Source organism: Variovorax durovernensis, from assembly GCF_977011995.1.
On the sequence record NZ_CDRNCW010000001.1, the window covers coordinates 1,416,003 to 1,437,424 of the forward strand.

Genomic DNA, 21,422 nt, shown 5'->3' on the forward strand with positions numbered 1-21,422 from the left:
TCAGGCGCTTCCGTGGTTGTAGGCGCCGTCGCGTCGCGTGGCGCCGTTGTGGCTGTTGGCGACGGTCGCGTAGCGCAGTGCCACGAGGTGGCAGCGCGCTGGTGCGACGGACGGCAGGAGCTTGCGCAGGCGTTCGGCCTGCGCGTTGGTGATGGGGCGTTGCATCGCGACCATGTAGGTCGCCCAGGTGGTCGCCAGGGGGGCGTGCGGATAGATGCCGTTGCGGCGAATGGTGCCGTTGTGGGTACGCCCGCCCACGCGCTCGATGATGTCCACCTCGCCGAAGCCCAGCGACCGGATCAGCAGACGGATCGCCCACGGCGTGCCCTTGTGGCGATGGATCTCGATGCTGTTGAGGATCAGCGCGCGCTTGGCGTCATCAGACTTGGCGTCCTGCCAAGCCTCGACGGACAGCGTCCATGACAACCACGGCAGCAATGGCGCCAGGCAGCGCATGGCCGTCCACAAGTGGCGCAGGCCATCGGTGTCCAGCTCCAGCGGCGACGTGCCGGCGAGCGCCAGTTCCAGCGGCGTCCGGTTGGGAGGCAGCAGGCGCTGCGCGGGCGTGAGGTTAGGCATCAACCACCTCCTGCAGCACGGTGACCGTGTTCACCCGCACCCATTGCGTCTTGGTGCACAGCATGTCCGCCGGCGGCACCGTGATCTCGACACGGTCTACGCCCGGCTGGTGCAGCGCGGCGTCGATGCCGGAGTGCGGCAGCCCCTTCCCGAGCTTCCGAATCTGTTTGAGCCATTTCTTGAGAGCGACGCCGCCGTTTTCGAGTGCCACATCGCCGGCCGGACCCTTGTAGCGATAGACCTTCGCCACGATGTCGGTGTCGAAGATTTCCGGTCCCTGCACAGGCACGCTGTCGCACAGCGGGCGAATCTTCTCGTCGTTGAGCGATGCACCTACAGTGCCCAGCAGCGCCTCGCTCGGGACGCCACTCGGGTCGGTAGAAAGCACGGTCACGCGCACGGTGCCAGGAGCCGGGCTGTCTACCCCGACATCCGCCACCTCGGCGCTCGCGGTGAGCGCGTGGAATCGGTAGCTTTCAATCGGGCCGGCGGTGGTGATGCCTTCGGGCGCCAGCTGGATGCGTTCGCGAAAGCGCTCATCGTCCTCATAGACGGCCTCGACCGGCGGCACTGTCGTGGGGTCCGCCGGGGTGACGATCAAGCGAAAGACCCGGTAGTTCGCGCCGAGGTTGTCGAGGTCCGTCTTGGTGGCGTAGGCCAGCATGCAGGCCTTGGCGGCATCGTTGATGCGCTGGCGCATCTCCAGTTCCTGATAAGCCTGCACCTCCAGCAGCTTGGTCACCGGGTCGGACTCAAGCAGCAGCGCGTAGTCGACGCCGACCTTTTGGCATTCGTCTTGGAACTTCGCTTTGCGACGCGCGAGGATCGTTTCGAAGTCGAGAGCCTCGATGACGGCCGGCGCCGGCAGAAGGGACATGTCCATGCTCATGCCGCGGCCCCCACGGTGACTTTGAGGGCGACGCTGTCGGCGCTGTTGGTGTCGCGGCGCACGATGGAGAGTTCGCACTTTCCCTGTGCGTTGAAACCGACGGTCACGCGCAGCACGCGTGTGCGCGGCTCCCACTTCATGATGGCTTGCGCGGTCGCGGCAATGAGGCGCAGCCGGTTCGCGGCCGTGGCCGGGTGATCGACGAGCTGCGGCAGGAAGCTGCCGTAGTTGCGGCGCATCAGGCGCGAGCCGATGGGCGTGCTGATGATGTCGGCAATGGATTGCCCGATGTGCTCTCGGCGCGCAAGCATGCGGCCCGTGGTGCTGGATATTCCGCTCATGGCACCGGCCCGTCGCTGATCTCGCCGCCATGCACGACACCGGCGGTCCGGTGTTTCAGCAGACTGATGGCGCCGGCCACGATGTCGCCGCCGTCTGTGGTGAGGCCATGGCCGTTGATGAACGCCATGTCGCCGTCGATCTGTGCGGTCTTTCCGCCTGGGCCGGTGCCCGAGCCGGCCATGCCAGCCGTGTAGGTGAGCAAGCCCTGCACGAGCAGCTGGCCGGTCACGATGTTCATCGGCGCATCGAGCGTGATCTCTTGCGAGTGCACCTTTGCGCTGTCGCTCGCGGTCACGTCGGCCGTCTTGCACTTCACGGTGATTGCGTCGGGCACTTCGATGTCGGCGGTTCCGTCCGCCGGCAGCGTGACCTTCAGCTTGTGGGCGCTGTGGTCGTATTCGACGATTGCGCCGTCGGGGTACTTCGTGACGGTCTTGTTCGGGTCCGAGCTGGGTGTGGGATGGCTCTCGGTGGGCACGCCGGGCAGGGCGTAGCCGCCTTCGGTCATGCCATCCGGCGACAGGAAGACGACGCACTCCCCAGCGGTCGGCGGGTTCCACGTTCCGGTTTTTCCTGCGCGCAGCTCGATGTAGGGCCGCCAGTCGGTTGAGCCGCCTTCGGTGAGCTGCACGCGCACGAGCGGCGGGCTTGCGCTGTGGTCCACATGGGTGACGGTGCCCGTGCGCACGATGTTCGCCACCTTGCGCAGAAGGTCGGCGAAGAGTTGCGGCGATTCGGTTGGTCCGGGCATGCGCCCAATGTGCCGGAAGGCCTTCGCGTGCGCGAGCGAACGCGAGTGTGTGCGCGGCGGGGACTGATACGCGTCTTCAGACGCTCGCGACGGTCAGGTGCCGGCTGTGATGTGGTGCAGCAGGATGCCGGTGATGGCGTCTTCATCTGCCGCCGTGATGCCGAGCAGTTCGCGCCGTGGATATTGCACGGTCGGGCTCTTGGCCTTGCGCCAATCCACTTTGTCGCGCAGGCCGAGCTGGTGCACGCGGGCGATGCGCGCACTTCGCCCGCCGATGCTGATGGTGGCGCTCTCGGCCGTGGCGGATTTTCGGAGGTACTTGGCGGTCCGCAGCTTCTCGAACATCTTGCGCCGGATGTCGCCTTTCTTCGTGCGCAGGCGCTGGGGTTTGCGCGGCTCGTAGGGTGTGCCGTCGGGGTTGAGCTGGGCACCGATGCGTTGCGCCTGGCTGCGGCGCAGGTAGGTCGCCACCTGCACCATGGCGGCACGGCGGCGTGGCGCGGAAAGGCCGGCGAGCAACGGCGCGGCCCAGTGGGCGAGGCGGCTCAGTGCGTCGACCACGATCAGACTCCGTCGAGCGGCTGGATGCGCCACTCTGCAGCGAGGTCGACGACGGACTCGACGGGCTCGACGCCGGCCAGCAGCGGCTCTCCGATGTGGTTCGTGGTGAGCCGGTTGACGCCGTCCACGGTGCCGCCGGCGACGGCCACCGTTTCCGTCAGGTCGATCTCGAAGCCTATGTCGGAGGTGGCGTGGTCGATGATCTCGACCTCGAAGCGGAAGGCCTTCGGCCTGCGCTCGGGGTTGTCGAATATGTCGGGCTGGTGGCGCTTGAGCCAGGCCACGACCGGCACGACCAGCACGTCGGTGCTGCCGGCCCAGTCGGTCACCACGATGTTCAGCGTGTAGCGGTATTCGAAGGACAGCGCCGGCGTGCCGGTATGGACGATGTTCCCGCGCTCGACGAAGACGGTGAGTTTCTCCGGGTTGGTCGCAAGGTCAGGGCAGGCGCGCGTGATGTGGTCGCGCAGCAGCTGCGGCTTCTTCATGGCTCACGGCTCCGGGGTGCTGGCGTCGCCGGGTCCGAAGAGCGCGCGGTCGGAGCGGATGACGTCTGCGAGAAGCCGGAGCTGGGCGTCTCGCTCGACAACAGTTGCCCGGAGCTGCTCTGCCACGACTCGGCCCTCTGCAAGACTGGCGTCGAGTCGGGCCGCATGGCTTGCAAGACGGTCGCGCTCAGCTTCGCTGGCCTTGGACATAGTGAGGAATCGAAGGGCGCGGCTTTCGGAGTCACGCTGCAGGCGCTGAGCATCAGCAATGCGAGCAGCGCTGTCGGCAGCTGCAGGCGCCCGCGCGGCCTGGTAGTTGTCGACGGCTTGAGTGATCTGGCTTGCATGGCCGGCTTCCTTGCTTCGGGTGGTGGTGAGCTGGTCGGTCTTGGCCTGGGCCTGCTGGGTGGTGCTGCTGTCCCATCGCTGCTGCACCCTCGCTGCGCCGTTCTCGTCGCCGATCCAGTACGCGGGCAATGCCGCGCCCGCCGCGATGAGCACGGCGGCTGCGGCAAGCGTGATGGGAGTGGTCATTGCGCGGCTGGCGCGAACAGGAACGCTTCGAGGGCGCGAGTACAGCGCTCGACGCGGTCGGAGTGCCCCGCCATGGCTGCGCCGTTGATACCGCGGGTGATGGCGCCGAGGTTCCAGCGGTCGGCGTGGCTGTTGAGCTCGTTGGATTTCCAGAACCATGCACCGACGAGCACAGCGGTTTCCGGCTCGGCAACGCGGTCCGGCTTCTGTTCAAGCGCAAGGCCGAGCGCCGTTCCGGCGGCCCGGTAGTTGCCGCGGCCGGTGAGGTGCGGCAGGCCTCGGCCGCGATAGGTCCATCCATCAGCGGTGGACTCGCTGCCGTTGCCGTTTCGGTTGGCGTAGACCCTGTTCGCGAGCGCCTGAGGCTGACGCGTGAAGGCGCGCGCCTTCTCCACCTCGCGCAGCGCGGAGAACATTTGTGCGATGCGCGCGGGGTCGGTGTAGTACAGGTTCTCTTCGAGACGGGTGAGCCCGCTGGTTTCGTGGCTGTACTCGCCTATGAAGGCGGCCATGCGGCGCGGCGTGTTGATCTCGAAGCGCTCGAAGGCGACGACGAGGTGCGGCAGGAACGTGCGCGCGACGCTGGGCGTGATGCCGGCGGCAATGAGCTGTTGCAGATTGAGCATGGCGTCTCAGGGCTTGGTGGTGGATGCGTCGATGGGTGCGGCTTGTTCCGCCGTGACCACAGCGGCGGCAGGTTGTCGCGAGAGGCTGAGTTCGGCGCGGATCTCGGCAGCGATCTCGCTGATATCGCGGCCCTTGCGGCGCTCCAGCCAGAGAAAGACCGCCGCCACGAGCCAGGGGCCGGGGATGCTGCAGAGCACGAAGACGCAGCCTGTGAGCACGAAGAAGCCGGCCTCCGGCGGGAACGTGGCGAGCTTTGCGAGCGCTGCACCGGCGGTAAATATCTCGGGCTTGTGCTGCATGAGCAGTACGAGCGCGATGGTGCCGAAGATGAACGAGCTGGCCAGGCAACCCAGCACGCGGTTAATCAGGTCGTTCCAGGCGTGGCCGGCACGCAATGGCACGAAGCGGATGCCGAGCCAGAACGCGATCAGGCTGGCGATGATGGGCAGTGACAGCAGGGCCAGCTTGTAGCCTGCAGCGGTGCCGGCTGCTGCGGCGGTGGTGGCGGGTTCGGTCATGGCGTGGTGGTGGGTTGAGGCGGACATGGCGGGTCTCCTAGTCCCATAGCTGCACGGTCTCGATGCGCGCGGCGATGGCGGGGAGGTCGGGCAGGATGACTTCGAGGCCGAGCGGCAGGATGGGGCCGAGGCCGGCGAGGCCGGGATTGAGTCGGTACGTTGCTTCGGTGACGCCAGCGGTTGCGCCCAGGTGGCGCAGGCACAGCAGATCGACGGTGTCGTGCTGCTGGGTGACGACGGTTCGCGGCATGGCTAGATCAACTCGACGTGGAGGCGAGACACGCCCAGGATGTCGCGCACGGCCAGGGTCGCGTCGCGGCGGTGCTGCTCGGCCTGGTCTTCGCGCGCGGCGTCCTGATCCTTGCGTCGCTCGCGCCCGGTCGTGTCGTAGTCGCTGTACCGCTCGATCAGGTTGGCCTTGGCGTGGCAGTACACGGCGCGCCGGAAGCGTTGGACGTTGATCGACTCGTCGTCAACCTGCAGCGCGGGCACGGCCGCCAGGCTGGCGCGGCCTTCGTCCTGGCGACTCTGCGCCCAGGCCGAGAGCAGTCCGATAGTGGTGGCGACGGCCTCCTGCACCGCCGGCAGCAGGCGCTGTGGCGTGATGGTGCCGTCAAGGCGCATGGTGTCGCGCAGGGCGGCGAGGTCAATCTCCGGCCACCATGCGCCGGCCGATACGGTGCCGAGTGGGGCGGGGTCGCTGGGCGGCGTCGTGCGCACGAGGGGCGGGGATGCAGCGATAAGTGACATGGTGGCTCGACGTTGGGTGTAGGTGGGCGGTGGCCGTGGCGCGTTGTGGTGATGGCTCAGCCTTTCACGCTGCGCCACGGGCCGCCCTGCACGTGGGGTGCTCGGTTGCGCTACTTGCCGGCCGCGCGTTTGCGCGCGGCCGGCGCCGCCTTCTTCACCGCCGCAGTGGTCTTGCGGGCGGGCGTCGGCGTGGCGGTAGCGGGTTGTTGGGTGTCGCCAGGTGGCGATGTTTCGGGCGTGTCGCTGCCGTCCGAAGCGGAAGCCTTGCCGGCCTTGGTCAGAGCGCGCTCGATGCGTTCGATGTCTTTCTTCACGCCTGCATTGCTGTCCAGCTCCAGCGCGCGCTGAAGGCGCACGAGGGCAACGCGCAGCGCCTCGGGCTCGATGGCCGCGAGTTCGACCTCGTCGGCGTTCTGCACCTTGCCGAGCGCCGCATACGCGATGGCCTTGTGCAGCTTAGCCCGTGCTTGGTCCGGCGCATCCTGCTCAGCTGTGAGGGTGTCGGCTTCGATGAGCAGTGCGGCGGCATGGGCACGCGCGAGGGCTCCCGCCTGCGCAGGGTCTTGGCTGCCGGTCGACGCGGCCACCAGTTGCCGCGCGCCGTCGTCTCCGGCCTGCACTACCAGCGGCGACCATTGCCCCTTCAGGTACGCATTGGACAACTCGTCGATGACGATGGCGGCCGGACTGCGCTTGTAGTCGTCGGCCATGGGCATGCGGTGCCGGATCACGTAGCCGGCGATCTGCAGGCCCAACGCATAGGCCCCCGCGTCGAAGGCCCACACCATCAGCGTCGTGAGCACCTGATCCTGTGCGCCGTTGCCGGTGCTGAGCGAGGTGTCGATCCAGTCGAAGTACTCGGGCAGCAGCCGGGCCTTCAGCTCGGCGCGGCGCTCGTGAGATTGGACCTGCGACAGGCGGTTCTTGTCCTGCGAGAGCTTGATGCGCATGAGCCCATAGGCGTCGCCTTGCAGCTCGACGCCGTAGGGACTGGCGGCTTGGGCCTGTTCTTGCAGAACGCGCGCGCGGTGGCGCTGTGCGGGGCTGAGTGGGCTCATGGTGGTGTTCTGGGCTTGTGGGGTGCGAGCGCGGGCGGGGGGCGGCCCGCGCGGCGGTCTTTCGTCAGACTTTTGGCGCGAGGGTTTACTCGGCGATCTCGATGTTCTCCACGACGGCGGCGCGGCCGTAGTCCTCGACGACGTAGGCGTCGTTCGACGATTCGTAGTTCTCGATCTGGTCGCGCTCGGGCACGTCCTTGATGTTGCGGCGACGTGCATCGCGCTGCCAGTACAGCGACAGGTTGGACAGCGTGGTCACCATCACCTTGCCGGCCGGGAAGAACGGCACGGTGACGGCCTGCAGGCCGCCCACGCGCTTCTGGCTGATGATGATGTCGGCCGACAGCGTCTCCGATGGCGGCTGATCCTTGTTGACCAGCGGGAAGTACTTGTCGTGCATCAGGCCGCGACCGACCACGGCGACGAGGTCCGGATCTTCCTGATTCCAGGGGTCGAGCAGGGTGATGGCGTCGTACACGACGGCATCGAGGTTGGCGTAGTCGCTGGTAGCCTTGTTGGCGCCGACGATGACCTTACCGGCCTGCTTGCTACCCTGAGCCAGCACGTTCTCCGGTGCGTGCTCGCGCATTTGCTGCAGCCAGCCTTTGTTGACATCCTGCAGCAGCGGGTTTGCTGCCAGGTCGGTCGTGGAGGCGATGCTGGTGCCGTTGAAGCCGATGCAGATGCGGTCCAGCGCCTGGCGGCGCAGGATCGCATCGCGCACCAGCGGCTGGAAGTTGGGGAAGCCAGCCCAGGCATCCAGCTGCGCATAGCGAATCGCGGTGTCGAAGTTGGTCTGCACGCAGCGGTATTGGTTGTCGTCGAGCGCCGTGACGTTGCGCGGCTTGCGCGTGCCGTTGCCGGTGGTGTCGGTGCGGCTAGCCACCGGCCCGCTCACGCCGACGCCGACCTTGGCGCCCATCTGCTCGGTCACGCCGATAACGTTGATGCGTTGCAGGAACGCGCTCGATTCCTGCATCTTCGATTCGAGCGTCTGCTGCACGCGCGGCACGACGTTGAATTTCTGGATGACGCTGGCGACTTCGTTGAGCGTGGCCAGTTGGGCGAAGTAGGCATCGAGGGCCTGGCGGGTTTCTTTGCGCATGGTGTGTGCTGCCTGTGAGGTGTTGGGGATGAAGTTGCGTTGGGTGGTGGGCGTGGGCTCAGCAGTCGGTCTTCGCGGCGCCGCTGCCGCCCGTTGCGGCCGGGCGCGTGGTGCCGGCCGGCGTGTTGTCGAGGGCCGAGTACTTGGCCTGCAGGTCGGCGACCTTGGTCTTCAGTTCGCCGATGGTCGCGGCGTTGGCCGACAGCTTCGTCGCGGTTTCGGCGATGTGGGCCTCGAACGCGTCGCCCATCTGCTGGAATCCTTCGGTCACTGCGGTGAAGCGCGCATCGTCGGTGGCGGACTTCGCGCCGAACTTCGCCAGTGCCCCGGACATGGCAGAGCGGAATTTCGCCAGAACGCTCTCGTCCGCCGCCTCCTCCATTTCGAGGGTGACTTCCTCGGCGGCGGTGAAGAGGTCGTCGGGCTGTTCCTTGCGTGCAGCGAAGGGGTTGGCGTTCGGATTCTTGGCCGCGAACTCCAGCATTTCGGTGCCCAGGCTCGCCGGGTTGTCCGTGACTGCAAGGCCGACCAGATAGGCCTTGTCGGTGTCCGCAAAGCGCGGGCGGACTTCCATCGACGAGTAAATCTTCTGGCGCTTCTTGTTGAGCGCGACCAGTTCGTCGGTGGGTGCGATCTGCGCGAAGAGGGCCAGCTTCTTCGCGCCGCCGACTTCGACCTCGGCGGTCTTGACGGCGACGACATCGCCATACGCGCGGAAATCGCTGTTCGGGCTGTAGCCGCGCATGTGTTCGATGTTGATGCGGGCGCCGTAGACGTTCGGGTCGTAGCTGGCGGCGATCTGTTCCAGCGTCGCGCGGTCGATGACGCGGCCGTCGCTGGTCGCACCTTCGACGGCGACGCGGAAGAACTTGGAAACCGGCTTCTTGGCGGGAGTGGACATTGGCTTTGCTCGCTGCTGTTTGAACGGTGATCGCGAGGGGTTCGCGATGCAGTGAGCCAATGGTGGCCGTGGGGCCGTGCGCTCTCAAGCCGCAGCGCATGTGGCAGCGGCGGGGACGGTTAGACGTAGTGGCGATGGTTCGCGCGCGCGGGCAACCTCGGCGGCATGCCCCTGAAATCCGCTGCGTCCGGCCGCACTCGCCGGACTGTTTCTGTCGTTGCGAAGACTGCGTCGCACAAGCGTGGACGGGCTTCGGACACCGCGAACGAGGTGGCGCCTGCTGCTGCCGTGGGCAGCGCTGCGGGCACTGAGTCGAGCCAGATTGCCACGTTGACGCCCCAGGCGCAACCCCGCACCGCAGCCCGGTTCCTCGCGTGGACCGGCTGGAAGGTCAAGCAGATCGCCGAGCACCTGGGCGTGCCCACGTCGACGGTGTACGGTTGGAAGGAGGTCGACAAGTGGGACGATGCGCAGCCGCTCGACCGCGTGAACGGCGCGCTTGAAGTGCGGCTGATCCAGCTCATTCTGAAGACCGAGAAGACCGGCGGCGACTACAAGGAAATCGACCTGCTAGGCCGGCAGCTGGAGCGCACGGCGCGCGTCGAGAAGTACCAGCAGACGGGCCGCGAGGGCGACCTGAATCCCAACATCGCGGCGCGCAACGCGGCACCGAAGCGCAAGCCCAAGCGCAACGAGTTCAGCGAAGACCAGATCGCGCTGCTCGAATCGAAGCTGCGCGAGTCAAACTTTCCGTTCCATCAGAACTGGTTCGACCAGCAGTACCAGCGGCTGCGCGCGATCCTCAAAGCGCGGCAGATCGGCGCGACGTTCTATTTCTCGCGCGAAGCGTTGCTCTCGGCCGCGAAAGAGGGGCGCAACAAGCTGTTCCTGTCGGCCTCCAAGGCGCAGGCACACCAGTTCCGCAGCTACATCGTGGACTTCGCCAAAGAGGTCGATGTCGAGCTGAAGGGCGAGAACATCAAGCTGTGGAACGGCGCCGAGTTGATCTTCCTGGGCACCAACGCGATGACGGCCCAGTCGTATCACGGCGACTTCTACTTCGACGAGTTCTTCTGGGTTCCGCGCTTTCGCACGATCAACAAGCTGGCGAGTGCGATGGCCTCGCACAAGCATTGGCGCAAGACCTATTTCTCGACGCCCTCGGCGATGTCGCATGAGGCCTTCGGCTTCTGGACCGGAGACGACAGGAACAAGGGGCGAGCGAAGAAAGATCACGTTCGCATCGACACGAGCCACAAGGCGCTGCGCGGCGGCGCGCTGGGCCTTGATCGGAAGTGGCGCGACATCGTCACCGTCGAAGACGCCGTCGCGATGGGCTTCGACCTGTTCGACATTGCTGAGCTGCGCGAGGAATACAGCCTCGAAGAGTTCGCCAACCTCTTCATGTGCCAGTTCATCGACGACAGCCTGTCGCTGTTCACACTGGCACAGATGCAGGCTTGCATGGTCGACAGCTGGGAGACGTGGAGCGACGTCAAGCCGCTTTGGCTGCGGCCCTACGCCCACCATCCGGTCTGGATCGGCTACGACCCTTCGGACAAGGGCGATGCCGCCGCGCTGGTGGTGGTCGCCCCGCCGCGCGTGCCGGGCGGCAAGTTCCGAATCCTGCATCGCGAGCAGTTCAAGGGCTCGGACTTCGAGGCCCAGGCCGAGGCGATCCGGCGCGTCACGCAGCACTACAACGTCGTGCACATCGGCATCGACAAGACCGGGCTGGGCGCCGGCGTGTTCCAGATCGTCGAGAAGTTTTTCCCCCAGGTGAAGGGCTACCAATACAGCATCGAGGTGAAGCAGCGCCTCGTGCTGAAGGCGCAGCAGGTGATCCACAAGGGGCGACTCGAGTTCGACGCGGGGTGGACCGACATCGCGGCGGCCTTCATGGCGATCAAGCGCGTGCTCACGGCCAGCGGCCGGAACGTGACCTACGACTCGGGCCGCTCCGAGGCGACGGGCCACGCGGATCTGGCGTGGGCAACGATGCATGCGCTCGACAACGAAACATTGGCCGGCGACGTGGTCGGCGGCAGCTCTCGTATGGAGATTTTTTCATGAGCAAACGCAAGGGCCACGCGGCCTACCAATCGACGACGGGCACCGCCCTGGCGCTATCGGCTGCGGCAGTGGAGCCAGCTGCACAGCGCCCCGGCGGCGGATCTGTCTCGGCCTTCAGCTTCGGCGACCCGGAGCCGGTCAGCCGCATCCAGCTGCTCGACTACGTGGAAAGCATGTTCAATGGCCGGTGGTACGAACCGCCGCTGCCTTGGGAAGGCCTGGCGAGCGCGTTCCACGCATCGCCGCACCATGGCTCCGCGATTTTCCTCAAGCGCAACCTGCTGAAAGCGAGGTTCGTCCCGCACCCGCGGCTGTCGAGCGCGACATTCGGCGCGATGGCGCTGGATTTTCTTGTCTTCGGCAATGCCTACGTGGAGCAGCCGCGCGCCTTCACCGGCCGGCCGTTGGAGCTGCGGCACGCGCTCGCGAAGTTCACCCGGCGCGGGCAGGACCCTGGCGCTTACTTCTTCGTGCGCGGGTGGCTGCAGGAGCACGAGTTTCCAGCCGGCTCGCTGTTCCATCTGCGCGAGGACGACGTCAACCAGGAGATCTATGGCCTGCCCGAGTACATCAGCGCCCTGCAGTCGGCTTGGCTCAACGAGTCGGCCACGATGTTCCGGCGGAAGTACTACGCCAATGGCTCGCACGCTGGCTTCATCCTGTACCTGTCGGATGCCCAGGTCAGCACGGACGACGCCGACGCGCTGCGCGACGCGTTGAAGAGCGCGAAAGGACCGGGCAACTTCCGCAATCTGTTCCTGCATGCGCCTGGTGGCAAGGCCGATGGCCTGAAGCTGATCCCGGTCAGCGAGGTCGCTGCCAAGGATGACTTCGCAGCCATCAAGAACGTGAGCAAGGACGATGTGCTTGCAGCCCACCGTGTGCCGCCTGGCCTGCTTGGCATCGTGCCGACGAACGCAGGCGGGTTCGGCAACGCACCGGACGCACTGGCAGTGTTCGTTGACAACGAGATCCGGCCGCTGATGCAGCGCTTCCGAGAGCTGAACGAGTGGGCCGGTGAGGAGTTGGTGCGATTCGTCGAGGTGCAAGGTCTCCGCGCGGCCGCCTGACTCCACCCCTTTCCCTGCGCTCCGGAAAACTGGGCCGCAAGGGCGGTTGCGGCCAGCAACGCAGCGAGGATGAGCGATTTCGTCATTCTTGACTTTCAGGCTAGCGGGCAAGATCGCCCAGCCTGCGCCCTCTGGGAAGGCGCAAGCGGTGCGGAACTGGCAGGGTGGGGTGGTCAGTGGGGTCCTGACCACAGGGGTTACTGCGGGCGCCGGCCAGCGGTGCGGATCGCGCAAAATCGAGGCACAACAACAACGGCAGTTCTCGATGGCAGCATCAGACGCAATCCTTCAACTCGACTTCAGCAACAAGCTGGAAGTCACGATCAACAACGTCCGGCCAGTAGTGCTCACCGACCTGACCCTCGCGCTCTTGGGTGTAGGTCAGCAGTTCGAGCGGTTCATTGAGAACGAGACGACGGAACAGCACGGTGTTGGGACCGAGCTATACGTCAAGGACGTGCGGTCTGGGTCGATCATCATTGACTTAGTGGCGCAGGCCCTTCCGCTCGCGCCGCTGCTTTGGTCCGGCGGGACTCTCAGCGAATGGTTGAGCTACGCCAAGGGAGTTATCGAATGGCTCGGCGGGAAGTTGAAGGACAAGCCGAAGGACCTCACGAAGCAGGACCTCAAGCAGTGGAACAACATCTTGGAGCCCGTCGCTAAGGACCCAGGGTCACAGATGACGTTCGGGCACGTCGAAGGCGGCGTCACGATCCATCAGTACATCGTGTCCTCGGAGCAGGCTAACGCGGCTCAGAACAGGATCAAGCGGGAGTTAGCAGTCCTCGATGAACCTCGGGACGACAAGCAGCGTAAACGCATCATGACGTGGTATCAGACGCGCTTTGATGAGGAGTCGCCGTCGGGGAACAAGGCGATCATCGAGAGCATCAGCAAGGGGCCAGTCAAGGTCATCTTCGAGAACAACGCAGAGCGGAAAGCCATGCTTGAACAGGACCCGCGCTTCCGAAAGCCGTGGCACCGGCTCGCCTACCTTGTTGACGTGGACGTGCAGACGATCAACGGAACCCCGAAGCTCTACACAATCACGAAGGTCTACGACGACGAGACGTTCGACCCAGACGAATAGAGGCTACTTTCGCGACTTCAGGTACGGTGCGGAGTACCCGCCAAGATCGCGGATCAGCATGTCGATGCCGTTCCGCACAATGTCCAGCGGATTGTCCCGGCAGTACCTATCGAGGTACGCAGCGATGGTGTCCGTCGTGGGGACCTCGCGAAGCTCGGGATTCGTTGAATGGGTGTTGTATCCACTTAGGTAGCCTTGAGCGTATGTCGAGTACTGGATCGACTGATTTGGGTTCCCACTGGCCCGGTCGGCCAAGTACGTTCCGCAGGCCACGCTCCCGGCGCCGCGCATCCCTGCGGTTCGCTGCGCGTTGGTGTTGCAGGCAAGAAGGGCGCAGAGGATCAGGGCAGCAGGCTTGAGCATGAGCCGAAGGATGCCAGGGACGCGCAGTGTCGTCAGTGGGGTGCTGACGACTGACTGGGCAACCTACTTGAGCGCTGACACGGTGACCTTTCGCGCCAGCCGACAAAGTTCAGTGATGCGTTGACGAAGCACAGCGTCGTTCCGCACTGGTCAAAGCAGCCTGCGACTTTTCAAATTAGAGACCTGAGGGCGCGCACAAGCGTTCCTTTTCGTCCAGATGTCTCCGCGCGCCGCTATGGACCGCTCAGCCGCTCCACGGGGCTGCCACGGGCCTTGGCGCGCCCCTGCCGTGGCGAGGGGCGGCGCCCCCGGCGTCGGGGAGTTCGCCCCCGCCGGCGCGCGGTCTAGCCCCCACCGAGCCCGCGCGCTTCGCCTGGCGCTTTTTACGAGACGGACGCGGAGTTTTTGCGGGCATCCACCACTGGGGCGCCAGCCGCCCGCGTGTATGTTCGGATGCGACGGTTTTTTACGAGTTTTATGTCTTGGAGATATAAAGGCGTTCACATTCGGAGGTTGTATGGGTGCAGAGGTCTGGGCAGCGTTCATCGGTGGGGTGTCGGGAGTCATCTCGGCTTGGGTTACCTCGCGTCTCACGACGCGCGGAGCAGCTGCCGCTTCCGCGCGCGACGACCGGCGCCGCTCTCAGTATCTTGCTGTGCAGGTCGGGCCAGCACTCAAGCATTTCGCCGACATCTGTCTGACCGCGGGCTATGACGACGGGTATGACGAGGGACGGCCGGCGGGGGCCGGAGGGATATGTGAGGCCACAGTTCACGTCGATGCTTTCAAGCCGGACGAGATCCAAGGCGTCGATTGGCAGTCTCTTCCTGCCGTCCTGATGGTTGACGTTCTCACGTTCGAAGAGAAGCACAAAACCATCCGTGTCGCGCTGAGCGACTGGCACACCTACTACGACCCCCCGGAACACCCTGAATATTTCTCAGATCGGCAGTGGCTTTACGTTGGTCTCGGGATTGATGCTGTGGAGCTGGGCATCAGGCTTTTTAGGGAGACGGGGCACACCTCCAGTCTCCCTGGCGCGGCGGAGCTGCATGAGAGATTGCAAGCGCGCAAGAGTGAGCTAGACAAGGAACGAAAAGAGCACGCTCAGCGTCTCGCCGCATACGCGCTGCTTCCCTTGCCGGCTGCGCCTCCGACTTCTGCGCCAACCCTATAGCTCTCTCACTGGAATTCCGCGCCCGCGCAAAAGGTCGATGAAGTTACCAGGACCGACGAGATGCATCGCTCCGACGGCAAGCACCGTATTTGAAGCGGGCTGCCCGGCCTTCATGACGGACTCAACCCACGCCCGGTTTCTGGAGAGCAAGAGCGAGTCCCTGATCGCCTGATTGCCGAACACCGGTGTCAGTTCTACTTCCGCTTGGAGGCCTGCGGCATCGCGTGCGGCCCATCGGTCGTACAGGCCCTCAAATTGCTCCTGCGACCGACTGAGCTTTGGTAGCGCTTGCCGAAACACTTCCAAGATATCCGGCAGCGGCACTGCATCGAAGAGCGCCGCAACGTCCCTAGCTCGCTCGATGTAGCCGAAGGTCTGCCCCTTTTTCTCTAAACTTGCCCCAAGTACAGCCTCCGCCCCAGGACCAAACCGTAGGCGTGCGATGCCGAGCATGATCAGCGCGGCCCAAGGCCGATGCTGCTGCAGCTCAGCGGGGATTTTCGGTTCCTTTTCCCATGCGGCCTTCACAGCGGTCCACAGATCCGGCGGAAGAAAATCCTCCAATCGCGTCCCGTCGTTGAAGCGCATAAATGGCCCAAACTCTTTTGGGTCGTGTTCCATGCAGCCTGCATCGGCCCACTGCGCGGCATCAGCCACGAACGCTGGAAGTGATCTACCAGGCGGACAGAGGTGGTAGGTGCCAACGATTCGTAAGCGGCTGCCACTGACTTCGTAATACATGCTGTTGGCCCATGGCTGTTGGATGCCTCCAATGTGCCACAGGCTGCCATTTCCCACGACGGCAGCGAGGGGACAGTCATAAGCGGAGCGGACTCAGCATTTCAACTTCGGCGCCTTCCTGTTGGGTAAGTTGCGCACCACCTTGGCCTCTTGCCCTTGTGCGCGCTGCAGCCGTACAGTCAGGCACAACCGGGCGGTCGAGGGTCTGGAAAAAACTACCAACAACGATGGAAGAGCAAGCATGAAAGAGGGATTTGACTGGGTACCGTTCTACGAAGAAATGGCTCGGCGCCTGCTGGCCTACCGCAACAGGCAGGCCCAGCTGGTTGCAATTTTGGCGGCAAGTGGAGTACGAGGGCTGGCCGACCAGAACCCGAAGAAAAGGTCGATCCCGCTCACCGAGATCGATCCATTGACTTTCATCGCGCTAGTAAATAAACAGTCACATAGTGAGCGCGTCAAGATACTGACCATCATTAAGAAGAAGCTCGGCATAAAGGCGCCGGTCCCGACCCAGTTTTTGGGTATCCCAAGCACTAACGCCCGACAAAGTTGGCTCTTCCCCTACAAATTTGAGCGAAGCGTCGGCGATATCGGCAAGCTTTGGGACTTGTTCGAGGCCGTCATGTCGAGCCAGCCGCTGACCGACAAAGTGATGGCCGACGCCCAGACGGTCAAATATGCGGGCCACGCGAAGCTGACACAGGCAATTTTTCGAGCGGCGCCGAGTCGGTACTTTCCCGTCGATGGACAGACTATCCGCTACCTTTTTCGACTGAAGATTCCCAGTACATTCCGCTCGGCCACGGAGTACCAGACCATCTGCCAAATGGTGGCGAAGATCGATGCTAGGCCTTTCTATGAGCAGTCTTATCTCGCTTGGAAGCAGAATCGAGACTCGGCCCCCACCGCGGAAGAGCAGTATCAATCGGAGGTGCAGCGAGAGGCAGCCAATGCTCAGCCCCTCGAAGATGAGCCAGGCGGTGAGCCGATTCCCCCACTCAAAAAAAAGACGGCACCCTCTACCGAAGGCTATCAGCGTGACGCTCGCGTCGCGGGTGTTGCGTTGGTGAACGCTGATTACAAGTGTGAGATTGACCCGAGCCACCAGACCTTCACTGCGCGAGCAGGTAAGAAGCCCTATCTAGAGGCTCATCACCTAATCCCATTCAGCAACCAGCGCTTCTTCACCGTCTCTCTGGACGTGATAGCCAACGTGGTGGCCCTGTGCCCGAACTGCCATCGACTGCTGCACCATGGCACGCAGAAAGAAAAGACTAAATACATTCGAGCTCTCTTTGCCGAACGCGCGGATAGGCTCGAAGAAAAAGAGCTGAGCATCAGCAGCGCGGATTTGCTGAGGTTCTATAGCGGCAATGTGCTAGACGAGGATGCGTGAACGGCTCTCAGCGGCGCCAAGCGCGGCTGTTGGAGCGCTGCATAGCTTTACCAGGTCGGTGAGCAGATGTGGTGGTTTCGGTGAGGGAAAAATCTACTTAACTCATCGACTGATCGTGGTGATCGCGCCGACCTAGAAAAGGTCGAGTTGGGGTGGTGGTGGCGGCGTCGGCGTGCCCTTGGCTTCATGCTTTGGCTCCCTCTCGACGGCTGGCTTCTCCTTCTTGAGCCGTGGTGCCAATGGGACCGGGTAGGTGTCGAGCTGGCCCATCCACTGACGCAGGAACCGCGGCGCCTCGTGCACGGGGCAGGTTAGCCAGTCGTCGTAGTCCTCCGGATCGAGGATGACCACCATCCGCTTTTCCTCGCCGGGCCGGTGAAAGCGTGACATCACGGGATGGCCGTCCGCGTTGATGGTGATCATCGCGAAGCTGAACAGGTCTTCGCCGGTCTCGGTGTTGGCCCATTTTTCCCAGATGCCGGCGAGGCCGAGCGGCACCTCCCCGGGCTGCTGGATGCGGTAGCGCACTGGCTTGCTGTCCTCGGTCTCGTAGTAGGGTTCGAAGATCGCTTCGGCAGGGATCACGCAGCGCTGCCCCAGGCGCCACGCGCTGCGGAAGCTGGGCAGCCTGGCAATGGTCTCCGCCTTGGCGTTGTAGGTCTTCTTGCCATACACGATCTCTTTCGCGAAGCCGGGCAGCAGGCCGAAGGCGCCGTCGTCGACGCGGCGATTCCCCGAGCCGTCCTCGGCCAACCGGATGAACGGAGCCATGCCGGTTGGCCATGTGATGACCGGCCGTTCGTCGTCTGCGCGGACGACGCCGAAGAAAGACAGCAGACGGTCTGCACGGGTGACGGCTTCGTAGTTGCTGCACATGGCGAGTCAAAAATACCCCGGCGAGTTGCCTGAGGCGGTCGCAGGGTCATAGGGCACGCGGCGCGTTGATCGCTTCGTCAGCGTCTCGCCGATCTTCCGCGCTTCAAGCGATTCGCCCAGTTCGCGCTCGCGCGCCAGGCGCCGCGATTCGGCCGGGCTGGTGTAGCGGTCCTCGTCATCGTCAAACCCGCCGCGAGGAATGACCACCGGCCGGCAGAACCAAGTCTGCGGGTAGTAGTCGGACTTGATGTTTTTCGAGCCCATGCCGCGCGCAATCACTTCCACGCCAGAGATCAGGATGCCGCCTTTGATCCTTCGCACGCGCGCCCTGTCGAGGGGCGGAATCACGTACGTTTCTCCGTTCGGTTGCAGCAGCGTCGCGAGGAAGATGCTGCGCCCTGGCCGTGGGTCGTAGATGCGCTCCATGTAGGTGAGTTCGCCAACCCTGCGGGTGTGTTTGACCGCCTCCACCGATTGGAGCTTCCCGCCTTCGAAGCGGGTTCGGAACACCTCTTGGACAATCAGCGTTGACACTGTATAAATATACAGTACCATTTGCTACATGGACAACGAGATCCCGACCGACATGTGGATCTACTACTGCGCCAAGCGGCTCAAACTTCACTGGCGCACCGTGGACCCGGAGCAGCTGGAGGAACTGGCCGCTGATCTAGCCTGCGACGCGCGGCTGCGTGTGCTTGCCCCTCAGGCCGCAGCGGCGCTTTTTCTCGAACCGGTGACCTTGCCCTCCGACCAGATGGTGGCTAGGTCTTCGGCGGAAAACGCAGGATGTGAGGAAGGTTCCGGCCCACCGGCCGCGGTGCGATGAACAAGTTGCTTATTGGCCGGTTGTATGGCCGGTAGGTGCGAGGCAAGGCGGTAGAGCCCGCACGAATACTGAATTCTCCGCGGACACACTCTCCGCCAAAACGGTGCCTAAGTGGTTGATTTTCTTAGGTGTCGTGAAATTCCCCAGCAAAAATCCCCAGCAATGCGCGGCACCAAGCAGCGCCGGCCGTGCGGGCTCACCGCAAGCTGACCTCCAGCGGTTGCTGCCCCTTCACGTACACGAGCAATCCGCTGCCGGTTTGCGCGAAGCAATTGAGCGCGGTCGAGCCGTCGATGCGCAAAACAGTGAGCAGCCGCCCGGGGCTCGTCGACAGCCAATCGACGAACGCGCGGTCGCGCTCGTTGTTCGGCACCTTGGACACGAGGTCGGCAATTTGCTTGCACGTGAAGCGCCACATCGTCGCAGGGCGCTCGTCCATCTGAAAGTCCGCGCGCATGCCAGGCGGCCCGCCGGCGAGATGCTGCATCAGCCGATCACTGAGCGTCGATGTGTGCGGGTATGTGGGCAGCGGCCAGGGCCTGATTGGCGGCGGGCCGAACTGCGCCGTACGGTTAGCCCGGACGACCCGCTCGAACTCGGCAATGCGGTCCGGCGACATCATTCCGTCGTAGCTGTTCGGGACGTAGCCGCCGAAGCGCACACGGGACTCCAGCGCATCGCGCTGCAAGCACGTCCCGTCAGCTGGCGAGCCGCTGCGTAGACACCGCTCGCTGAGCACAATGAAGTCATCCACCGCATCCGTCCGAATGCGCGCAGCGGCTGGTATGCGCGTAGCTGCCGGCGCGCGCGTAGCCGTCGGAGCCGGCACCGCAGGGCGCATCGCGGCGGCCGGTGAGTCGTACGCCCCGCCGGCGGCGGAGGGGTCGCCGGGGACGATAGGCGCGATCACGTCGCGCGGCTGTGCGCGCCCTTGCACGTAGACCCGAATGCCACCGGGGATGCGCTCGTAGCACCCGGCGCCGTCGCTGGCGCCGTTGTCCAGCCTGAGCGTCATGGACTTCAGGCCGGCCGGTTGCTGCGCGAGCCACTGCCCGTAGGCACGCGCACGCTTCGAGGTCTCGCCTTCCGCCTGGAGCTGGGCTGCGCGTGCGCACGTGAAGTTCGTCAGTTCGTAGCGGGTGCCGCCCAGCGTGACGCTCGCGACGGTGTCGAGTTCGCCCTCTGCGATCGCCGCCGCTGCAGTCTCGGCTCGAGCCTGTGCAGGCGCTGTTGCCGCTGCTATCGCGAGCATGAGGGCGACCCACAGCTCGGGGGGCATGCGCCAGGCAAAGGCCCGTCGCATGCCTTGCCTGGCGGGGGCGAGCGCGGTGGCAATCGCGCAGGTCAGAGCGTCGATGGACGCAGTCGTAGCGGTCATTGCTGGCCTTTCGTTAGCGAGTCGCAGAGTTGTAGTTGGTAGCGCCGCCGACGCGCGACACCGAGGTCGCGAATTCTTGCGCGTTATTCGCCTGAACCGTGACGTTTTGCACGTTGATCTGCTGGCCGATAGTGGGGCTCGCGCCACCTGCCGCACCCGCTGTACCACCGCCCGACTTGAACTCGCGCGCGTACTGCGCCGCCAACTGTGCCCGGCGTGCATCTTCGGCCACGATGCCGTGCGCCTCGAACACCCGCGAGATCCCCGCGCCGTAGTCTGCCGCGGACTTGCCGCCGCTCATTGAGCGTTGCAGGCGCGACCATTCGGCGGGGCTCTCCCGCAGGAAATTCAGTTGTGTCTGCCACGGGGCTTTGTCCGGCGTGGTGCCGTAGCGGCGCTGGAAGTCGGCCACGCGGTCTTTGGACAGGTACTGCATGAGGCCAGCCGCGCCGCTGCTTTTGTTGATAGCCGTTGGGTCGAAATTGCTCTCGCCCTGAATGTTGGCGGCCATGGCCGCGGCCTGGTCCACGGTGAGACCCATGCCGATCAGGTGCCGAATCACGTCGTCGCGTGTAGGGCGCGCAGCGGGCCGGCCTGCGGCGGCGCCTGTGGGCGCAGCGGCGCTTGCTCCTGCACTGCTGCCGACAGTGCCGCCCGAGGTGCCCGCGCCGCTACTGCCACCGTTGCCCGCTTCACCGGCCGCAATGCGCGCCTTGGCTTCGGGCGTGAGCAGCACGCCGCCGAAGCTGCGGCCTGCGGGGTCGTGGGCCTCGCCAACCAGCATGCGCCAACCCTTCGCGACGCCCTCGCCGAAGTCGACGACAGCCCCTTTTACCCCGGCCGGTATGAGTTTGCCGACCTTGTCTTCAACCCAGGCGTACAGCACCGCGGCTGCAGCCGCGAGCTTATGGAAGCCGTAGGTCACGACGTCAAGCCCGTCCTTGAGAAAGCCCGCTGCGGCGCCCAGGCCGCGCAGTAAGGTGGCAAGTGCAGGCGACTCGGTGTTCATGACGCTCATGAAGCCCGTGACGCCGCCGCCGGCCGCGATGACCTTGTCCACGAAGGCGCTGAGCTGCTGTGCGCCGCTGCTTAACCACTGGCCAAAGCGCTCGATCTCAGGCTGCAAGGCCGTAGCGATGGCATTGGCGACGTTCAGGGCGGAATTCTTGGCCGCTTCGAGCGCGTTGGTCACGCTGTCCAGTGCCTTGCGGTTCTCGGTGGCCTGTTGATTTCCATCCAGAAGTGACCCACTTGGCCCGGTGATTTCCATCTAAATCTGACCCACGTGATAACCCTAACCTGCTGCTTTTAGCAGCAGGAGCA

At 64.6% G+C, this 21,422-nt stretch carries 26 protein-coding genes; 6 read left to right on the forward strand and 20 right to left on the reverse strand.

Annotated elements, in window-relative coordinates:
- The 14 genes from ACWV14_RS06690 to ACWV14_RS06755 all read right to left on the reverse strand — a co-directional run bounded on the left by ACWV14_RS06690 (position 1) and on the right by ACWV14_RS06755 (position 9,103).
- Complete coding sequence (locus ACWV14_RS06690; RefSeq protein ID WP_454907607.1) at positions 1-579, reverse strand: phage tail protein I; 579 nt, start codon at positions 577-579, stop codon at positions 1-3.
- Positions 572-1,468 carry a baseplate assembly protein gene (locus ACWV14_RS06695; RefSeq protein ID WP_454907606.1) on the reverse strand — a complete coding sequence of 299 codons (897 nt, stop codon included), beginning with the start codon at positions 1,466-1,468 and terminating at the stop codon, positions 572-574. The genes ACWV14_RS06690 and ACWV14_RS06695 overlap by 8 nt, the downstream gene beginning before the upstream one ends.
- A complete protein-coding gene (locus ACWV14_RS06700) occupies positions 1,465-1,809 on the reverse strand; it encodes a GPW/gp25 family protein (RefSeq protein WP_454907605.1) in 345 nt (114 codons plus the stop codon). The genes ACWV14_RS06695 and ACWV14_RS06700 overlap by 4 nt, the downstream gene beginning before the upstream one ends.
- A complete protein-coding gene (locus ACWV14_RS06705; protein ID WP_454907604.1) occupies positions 1,806-2,561 on the reverse strand; it encodes a phage baseplate assembly protein V in 756 nt (251 codons plus the stop codon). Before ACWV14_RS06705 ends, ACWV14_RS06700 begins: the two co-directional genes overlap by 4 nt.
- Before the next feature lie 93 nt (positions 2,562-2,654).
- Positions 2,655-3,122 (reverse strand): phage virion morphogenesis protein, encoded by a 468-nt coding sequence (locus tag ACWV14_RS06710; RefSeq protein ID WP_454907603.1) that lies wholly within the window; start codon positions 3,120-3,122, stop codon positions 2,655-2,657.
- 2 nt (positions 3,123-3,124) lie between these two features.
- Positions 3,125-3,610, reverse strand: a complete 486-nt coding sequence (locus ACWV14_RS06715; RefSeq protein WP_454907602.1) for a phage tail protein — start codon at positions 3,608-3,610, stop codon at positions 3,125-3,127.
- 3 nt (positions 3,611-3,613) lie between these two features.
- Positions 3,614-4,144: a hypothetical protein gene (locus ACWV14_RS06720; protein ID WP_454907601.1), complete on the reverse strand. Its 531-nt coding sequence runs from the start codon at positions 4,142-4,144 to the stop codon at positions 3,614-3,616.
- Positions 4,141-4,770: a glycoside hydrolase family 19 protein gene (locus tag ACWV14_RS06725; RefSeq protein ID WP_454907600.1), complete on the reverse strand. Its 630-nt coding sequence runs from the start codon at positions 4,768-4,770 to the stop codon at positions 4,141-4,143. Before ACWV14_RS06725 ends, ACWV14_RS06720 begins: the two co-directional genes overlap by 4 nt.
- 6 nt (positions 4,771-4,776) lie before the next feature.
- Positions 4,777-5,316, reverse strand: coding sequence for a hypothetical protein (locus tag ACWV14_RS06730; protein WP_454907599.1), 540 nt, complete (start codon positions 5,314-5,316; stop codon positions 4,777-4,779).
- A gap of 10 nt (positions 5,317-5,326) precedes the next feature.
- The gene (locus ACWV14_RS06735) at positions 5,327-5,539 is read right to left on the reverse strand and encodes a tail protein X (protein WP_454907598.1); all 213 of its coding nucleotides are present in this window, start codon (positions 5,537-5,539) and stop codon (positions 5,327-5,329) included.
- A gap of 2 nt (positions 5,540-5,541) precedes the next feature.
- Positions 5,542-6,039 carry a head completion/stabilization protein gene (locus ACWV14_RS06740; protein ID WP_454907597.1) on the reverse strand — a complete coding sequence of 166 codons (498 nt, stop codon included), beginning with the start codon at positions 6,037-6,039 and terminating at the stop codon, positions 5,542-5,544.
- A gap of 110 nt (positions 6,040-6,149) precedes the next feature.
- On the reverse strand, positions 6,150-7,097 hold the full coding sequence (gene gpM / locus ACWV14_RS06745) for a phage terminase small subunit (protein WP_454907596.1): 948 nt from the start codon (positions 7,095-7,097) through the stop codon (positions 6,150-6,152).
- A gap of 85 nt (positions 7,098-7,182) precedes the next feature.
- Entirely contained in the window at positions 7,183-8,202 is a 1,020-nt protein-coding gene (locus tag ACWV14_RS06750) for a phage major capsid protein, P2 family (protein ID WP_454907595.1), read from the reverse strand.
- 58 nt (positions 8,203-8,260) lie between these two features.
- Positions 8,261-9,103: a GPO family capsid scaffolding protein gene (locus ACWV14_RS06755; protein WP_454907594.1), complete on the reverse strand. Its 843-nt coding sequence runs from the start codon at positions 9,101-9,103 to the stop codon at positions 8,261-8,263.
- Between the two features lie 321 nt (positions 9,104-9,424).
- Here ACWV14_RS06755 and ACWV14_RS06760 point away from each other — a divergent pair, with 321 nt between their 5' ends.
- From ACWV14_RS06760 to ACWV14_RS06770, 3 genes are all read left to right on the forward strand, one after another.
- Positions 9,425-11,176, forward strand: a complete 1,752-nt coding sequence (locus ACWV14_RS06760) for a terminase large subunit domain-containing protein (RefSeq protein ID WP_454907852.1) — start codon at positions 9,425-9,427, stop codon at positions 11,174-11,176.
- Positions 11,173-12,246 carry a phage portal protein gene (locus ACWV14_RS06765; RefSeq protein ID WP_454907593.1) on the forward strand — a complete coding sequence of 358 codons (1,074 nt, stop codon included), beginning with the start codon at positions 11,173-11,175 and terminating at the stop codon, positions 12,244-12,246. Before ACWV14_RS06760 ends, ACWV14_RS06765 begins: the two co-directional genes overlap by 4 nt.
- A 265-nt stretch (positions 12,247-12,511) precedes the next feature.
- Positions 12,512-13,336: a hypothetical protein gene (locus ACWV14_RS06770; protein WP_454907592.1), complete on the forward strand. Its 825-nt coding sequence runs from the start codon at positions 12,512-12,514 to the stop codon at positions 13,334-13,336.
- A 3-nt stretch (positions 13,337-13,339) separates the two neighbouring features.
- Here the strand turns inward: ACWV14_RS06770 and ACWV14_RS06775 are convergent, their stop codons facing one another.
- Entirely contained in the window at positions 13,340-13,699 is a 360-nt protein-coding gene (locus ACWV14_RS06775; protein ID WP_454907591.1) for a hypothetical protein, read from the reverse strand.
- Positions 13,700-14,216: 517 nt separating this feature from the next.
- Here ACWV14_RS06775 and ACWV14_RS06780 point away from each other — a divergent pair.
- Positions 14,217-14,876: a hypothetical protein gene (locus ACWV14_RS06780; RefSeq protein ID WP_454907590.1), complete on the forward strand. Its 660-nt coding sequence runs from the start codon at positions 14,217-14,219 to the stop codon at positions 14,874-14,876.
- Here the strand turns inward: ACWV14_RS06780 and ACWV14_RS06785 are convergent.
- Positions 14,871-15,617: a TraB/GumN family protein gene (locus ACWV14_RS06785; RefSeq protein ID WP_454907589.1), complete on the reverse strand. Its 747-nt coding sequence runs from the start codon at positions 15,615-15,617 to the stop codon at positions 14,871-14,873. The genes ACWV14_RS06780 and ACWV14_RS06785 overlap by 6 nt on opposite strands.
- Before the next feature lie 241 nt (positions 15,618-15,858).
- Here ACWV14_RS06785 and ACWV14_RS06790 point away from each other — a divergent pair, with 241 nt between their 5' ends.
- On the forward strand, positions 15,859-17,016 hold the full coding sequence (locus ACWV14_RS06790) for an HNH endonuclease (RefSeq protein ID WP_454907588.1): 1,158 nt from the start codon (positions 15,859-15,861) through the stop codon (positions 17,014-17,016).
- 132 nt (positions 17,017-17,148) lie between these two features.
- Here ACWV14_RS06790 and ACWV14_RS06795 read toward each other — a convergent pair whose 3' ends face one another.
- Both ACWV14_RS06795 and ACWV14_RS06800 read right to left on the reverse strand, forming a co-directional pair.
- Positions 17,149-17,892, reverse strand: coding sequence for an SOS response-associated peptidase (locus tag ACWV14_RS06795; protein WP_454907587.1), 744 nt, complete (start codon positions 17,890-17,892; stop codon positions 17,149-17,151).
- 6 nt (positions 17,893-17,898) lie between these two features.
- The gene (locus tag ACWV14_RS06800) at positions 17,899-18,402 is read right to left on the reverse strand and encodes a hypothetical protein (protein ID WP_455342651.1); all 504 of its coding nucleotides are present in this window, start codon (positions 18,400-18,402) and stop codon (positions 17,899-17,901) included.
- 52 nt (positions 18,403-18,454) lie between these two features.
- On the opposite strand from ACWV14_RS06800, the gene ACWV14_RS06805 reads away from it, so the two are divergent.
- Entirely contained in the window at positions 18,455-18,721 is a 267-nt protein-coding gene (locus ACWV14_RS06805; protein ID WP_454907585.1) for a hypothetical protein, read from the forward strand.
- Between the two features lie 196 nt (positions 18,722-18,917).
- Here ACWV14_RS06805 and ACWV14_RS06810 read toward each other — a convergent pair whose 3' ends face one another.
- Positions 18,918-20,099 (reverse strand): hypothetical protein, encoded by a 1,182-nt coding sequence (locus ACWV14_RS06810; protein ID WP_454907584.1) that lies wholly within the window; start codon positions 20,097-20,099, stop codon positions 18,918-18,920.
- A gap of 13 nt (positions 20,100-20,112) precedes the next feature.
- The gene (locus ACWV14_RS06815) at positions 20,113-21,369 is read right to left on the reverse strand and encodes a phage tail tip lysozyme (protein ID WP_454907583.1); all 1,257 of its coding nucleotides are present in this window, start codon (positions 21,367-21,369) and stop codon (positions 20,113-20,115) included.
- Between the last annotated feature and the right edge of the window lie 53 nt (positions 21,370-21,422).

Bases quoted from the DNA above. Each gene is read 5' to 3' on its own strand.
- ACWV14_RS06690 (WP_454907607.1), bottom strand. From the start codon at position 579: ATGCCTAACCTCACGCCCGCGCAGCGCCTGCTGCCTCCCAACCGGACG.
- ACWV14_RS06695 (WP_454907606.1), bottom strand. From the start codon at position 1,468: ATGAGCATGGACATGTCCCTTCTGCCGGCGCCGGCCGTCATCGAGGCT.
- ACWV14_RS06700 (WP_454907605.1), bottom strand. From the start codon at position 1,809: ATGAGCGGAATATCCAGCACCACGGGCCGCATGCTTGCGCGCCGAGAG.
- ACWV14_RS06705 (WP_454907604.1), bottom strand. From the start codon at position 2,561: ATGCCCGGACCAACCGAATCGCCGCAACTCTTCGCCGACCTTCTGCGC.
- ACWV14_RS06715 (WP_454907602.1), bottom strand. From the start codon at position 3,610: ATGAAGAAGCCGCAGCTGCTGCGCGACCACATCACGCGCGCCTGCCCT.
- ACWV14_RS06720 (WP_454907601.1), bottom strand. From the start codon at position 4,144: ATGACCACTCCCATCACGCTTGCCGCAGCCGCCGTGCTCATCGCGGCG.
- ACWV14_RS06725 (WP_454907600.1), bottom strand. From the start codon at position 4,770: ATGCTCAATCTGCAACAGCTCATTGCCGCCGGCATCACGCCCAGCGTC.
- ACWV14_RS06730 (WP_454907599.1), bottom strand. From the start codon at position 5,316: ATGTCCGCCTCAACCCACCACCACGCCATGACCGAACCCGCCACCACC.
- ACWV14_RS06735 (WP_454907598.1), bottom strand. From the start codon at position 5,539: ATGCCGCGAACCGTCGTCACCCAGCAGCACGACACCGTCGATCTGCTG.
- ACWV14_RS06740 (WP_454907597.1), bottom strand. From the start codon at position 6,039: ATGTCACTTATCGCTGCATCCCCGCCCCTCGTGCGCACGACGCCGCCC.
- gpM (WP_454907596.1), bottom strand. From the start codon at position 7,097: ATGAGCCCACTCAGCCCCGCACAGCGCCACCGCGCGCGCGTTCTGCAA.
- ACWV14_RS06750 (WP_454907595.1), bottom strand. From the start codon at position 8,202: ATGCGCAAAGAAACCCGCCAGGCCCTCGATGCCTACTTCGCCCAACTG.
- ACWV14_RS06755 (WP_454907594.1), bottom strand. From the start codon at position 9,103: ATGTCCACTCCCGCCAAGAAGCCGGTTTCCAAGTTCTTCCGCGTCGCC.
- ACWV14_RS06765 (WP_454907593.1), top strand. From the start codon at position 11,173: ATGAGCAAACGCAAGGGCCACGCGGCCTACCAATCGACGACGGGCACC.
- ACWV14_RS06770 (WP_454907592.1), top strand. From the start codon at position 12,512: ATGGCAGCATCAGACGCAATCCTTCAACTCGACTTCAGCAACAAGCTG.
- ACWV14_RS06775 (WP_454907591.1), bottom strand. From the start codon at position 13,699: ATGCTCAAGCCTGCTGCCCTGATCCTCTGCGCCCTTCTTGCCTGCAAC.
- ACWV14_RS06780 (WP_454907590.1), top strand. From the start codon at position 14,217: ATGGGTGCAGAGGTCTGGGCAGCGTTCATCGGTGGGGTGTCGGGAGTC.
- ACWV14_RS06785 (WP_454907589.1), bottom strand. From the start codon at position 15,617: ATGTATTACGAAGTCAGTGGCAGCCGCTTACGAATCGTTGGCACCTAC.
- ACWV14_RS06790 (WP_454907588.1), top strand. From the start codon at position 15,859: ATGAAAGAGGGATTTGACTGGGTACCGTTCTACGAAGAAATGGCTCGG.
- ACWV14_RS06795 (WP_454907587.1), bottom strand. From the start codon at position 17,892: ATGTGCAGCAACTACGAAGCCGTCACCCGTGCAGACCGTCTGCTGTCT.
- ACWV14_RS06805 (WP_454907585.1), top strand. From the start codon at position 18,455: ATGGACAACGAGATCCCGACCGACATGTGGATCTACTACTGCGCCAAG.
- ACWV14_RS06810 (WP_454907584.1), bottom strand. From the start codon at position 20,099: ATGACCGCTACGACTGCGTCCATCGACGCTCTGACCTGCGCGATTGCC.
- ACWV14_RS06815 (WP_454907583.1), bottom strand. From the start codon at position 21,369: ATGGAAATCACCGGGCCAAGTGGGTCACTTCTGGATGGAAATCAACAG.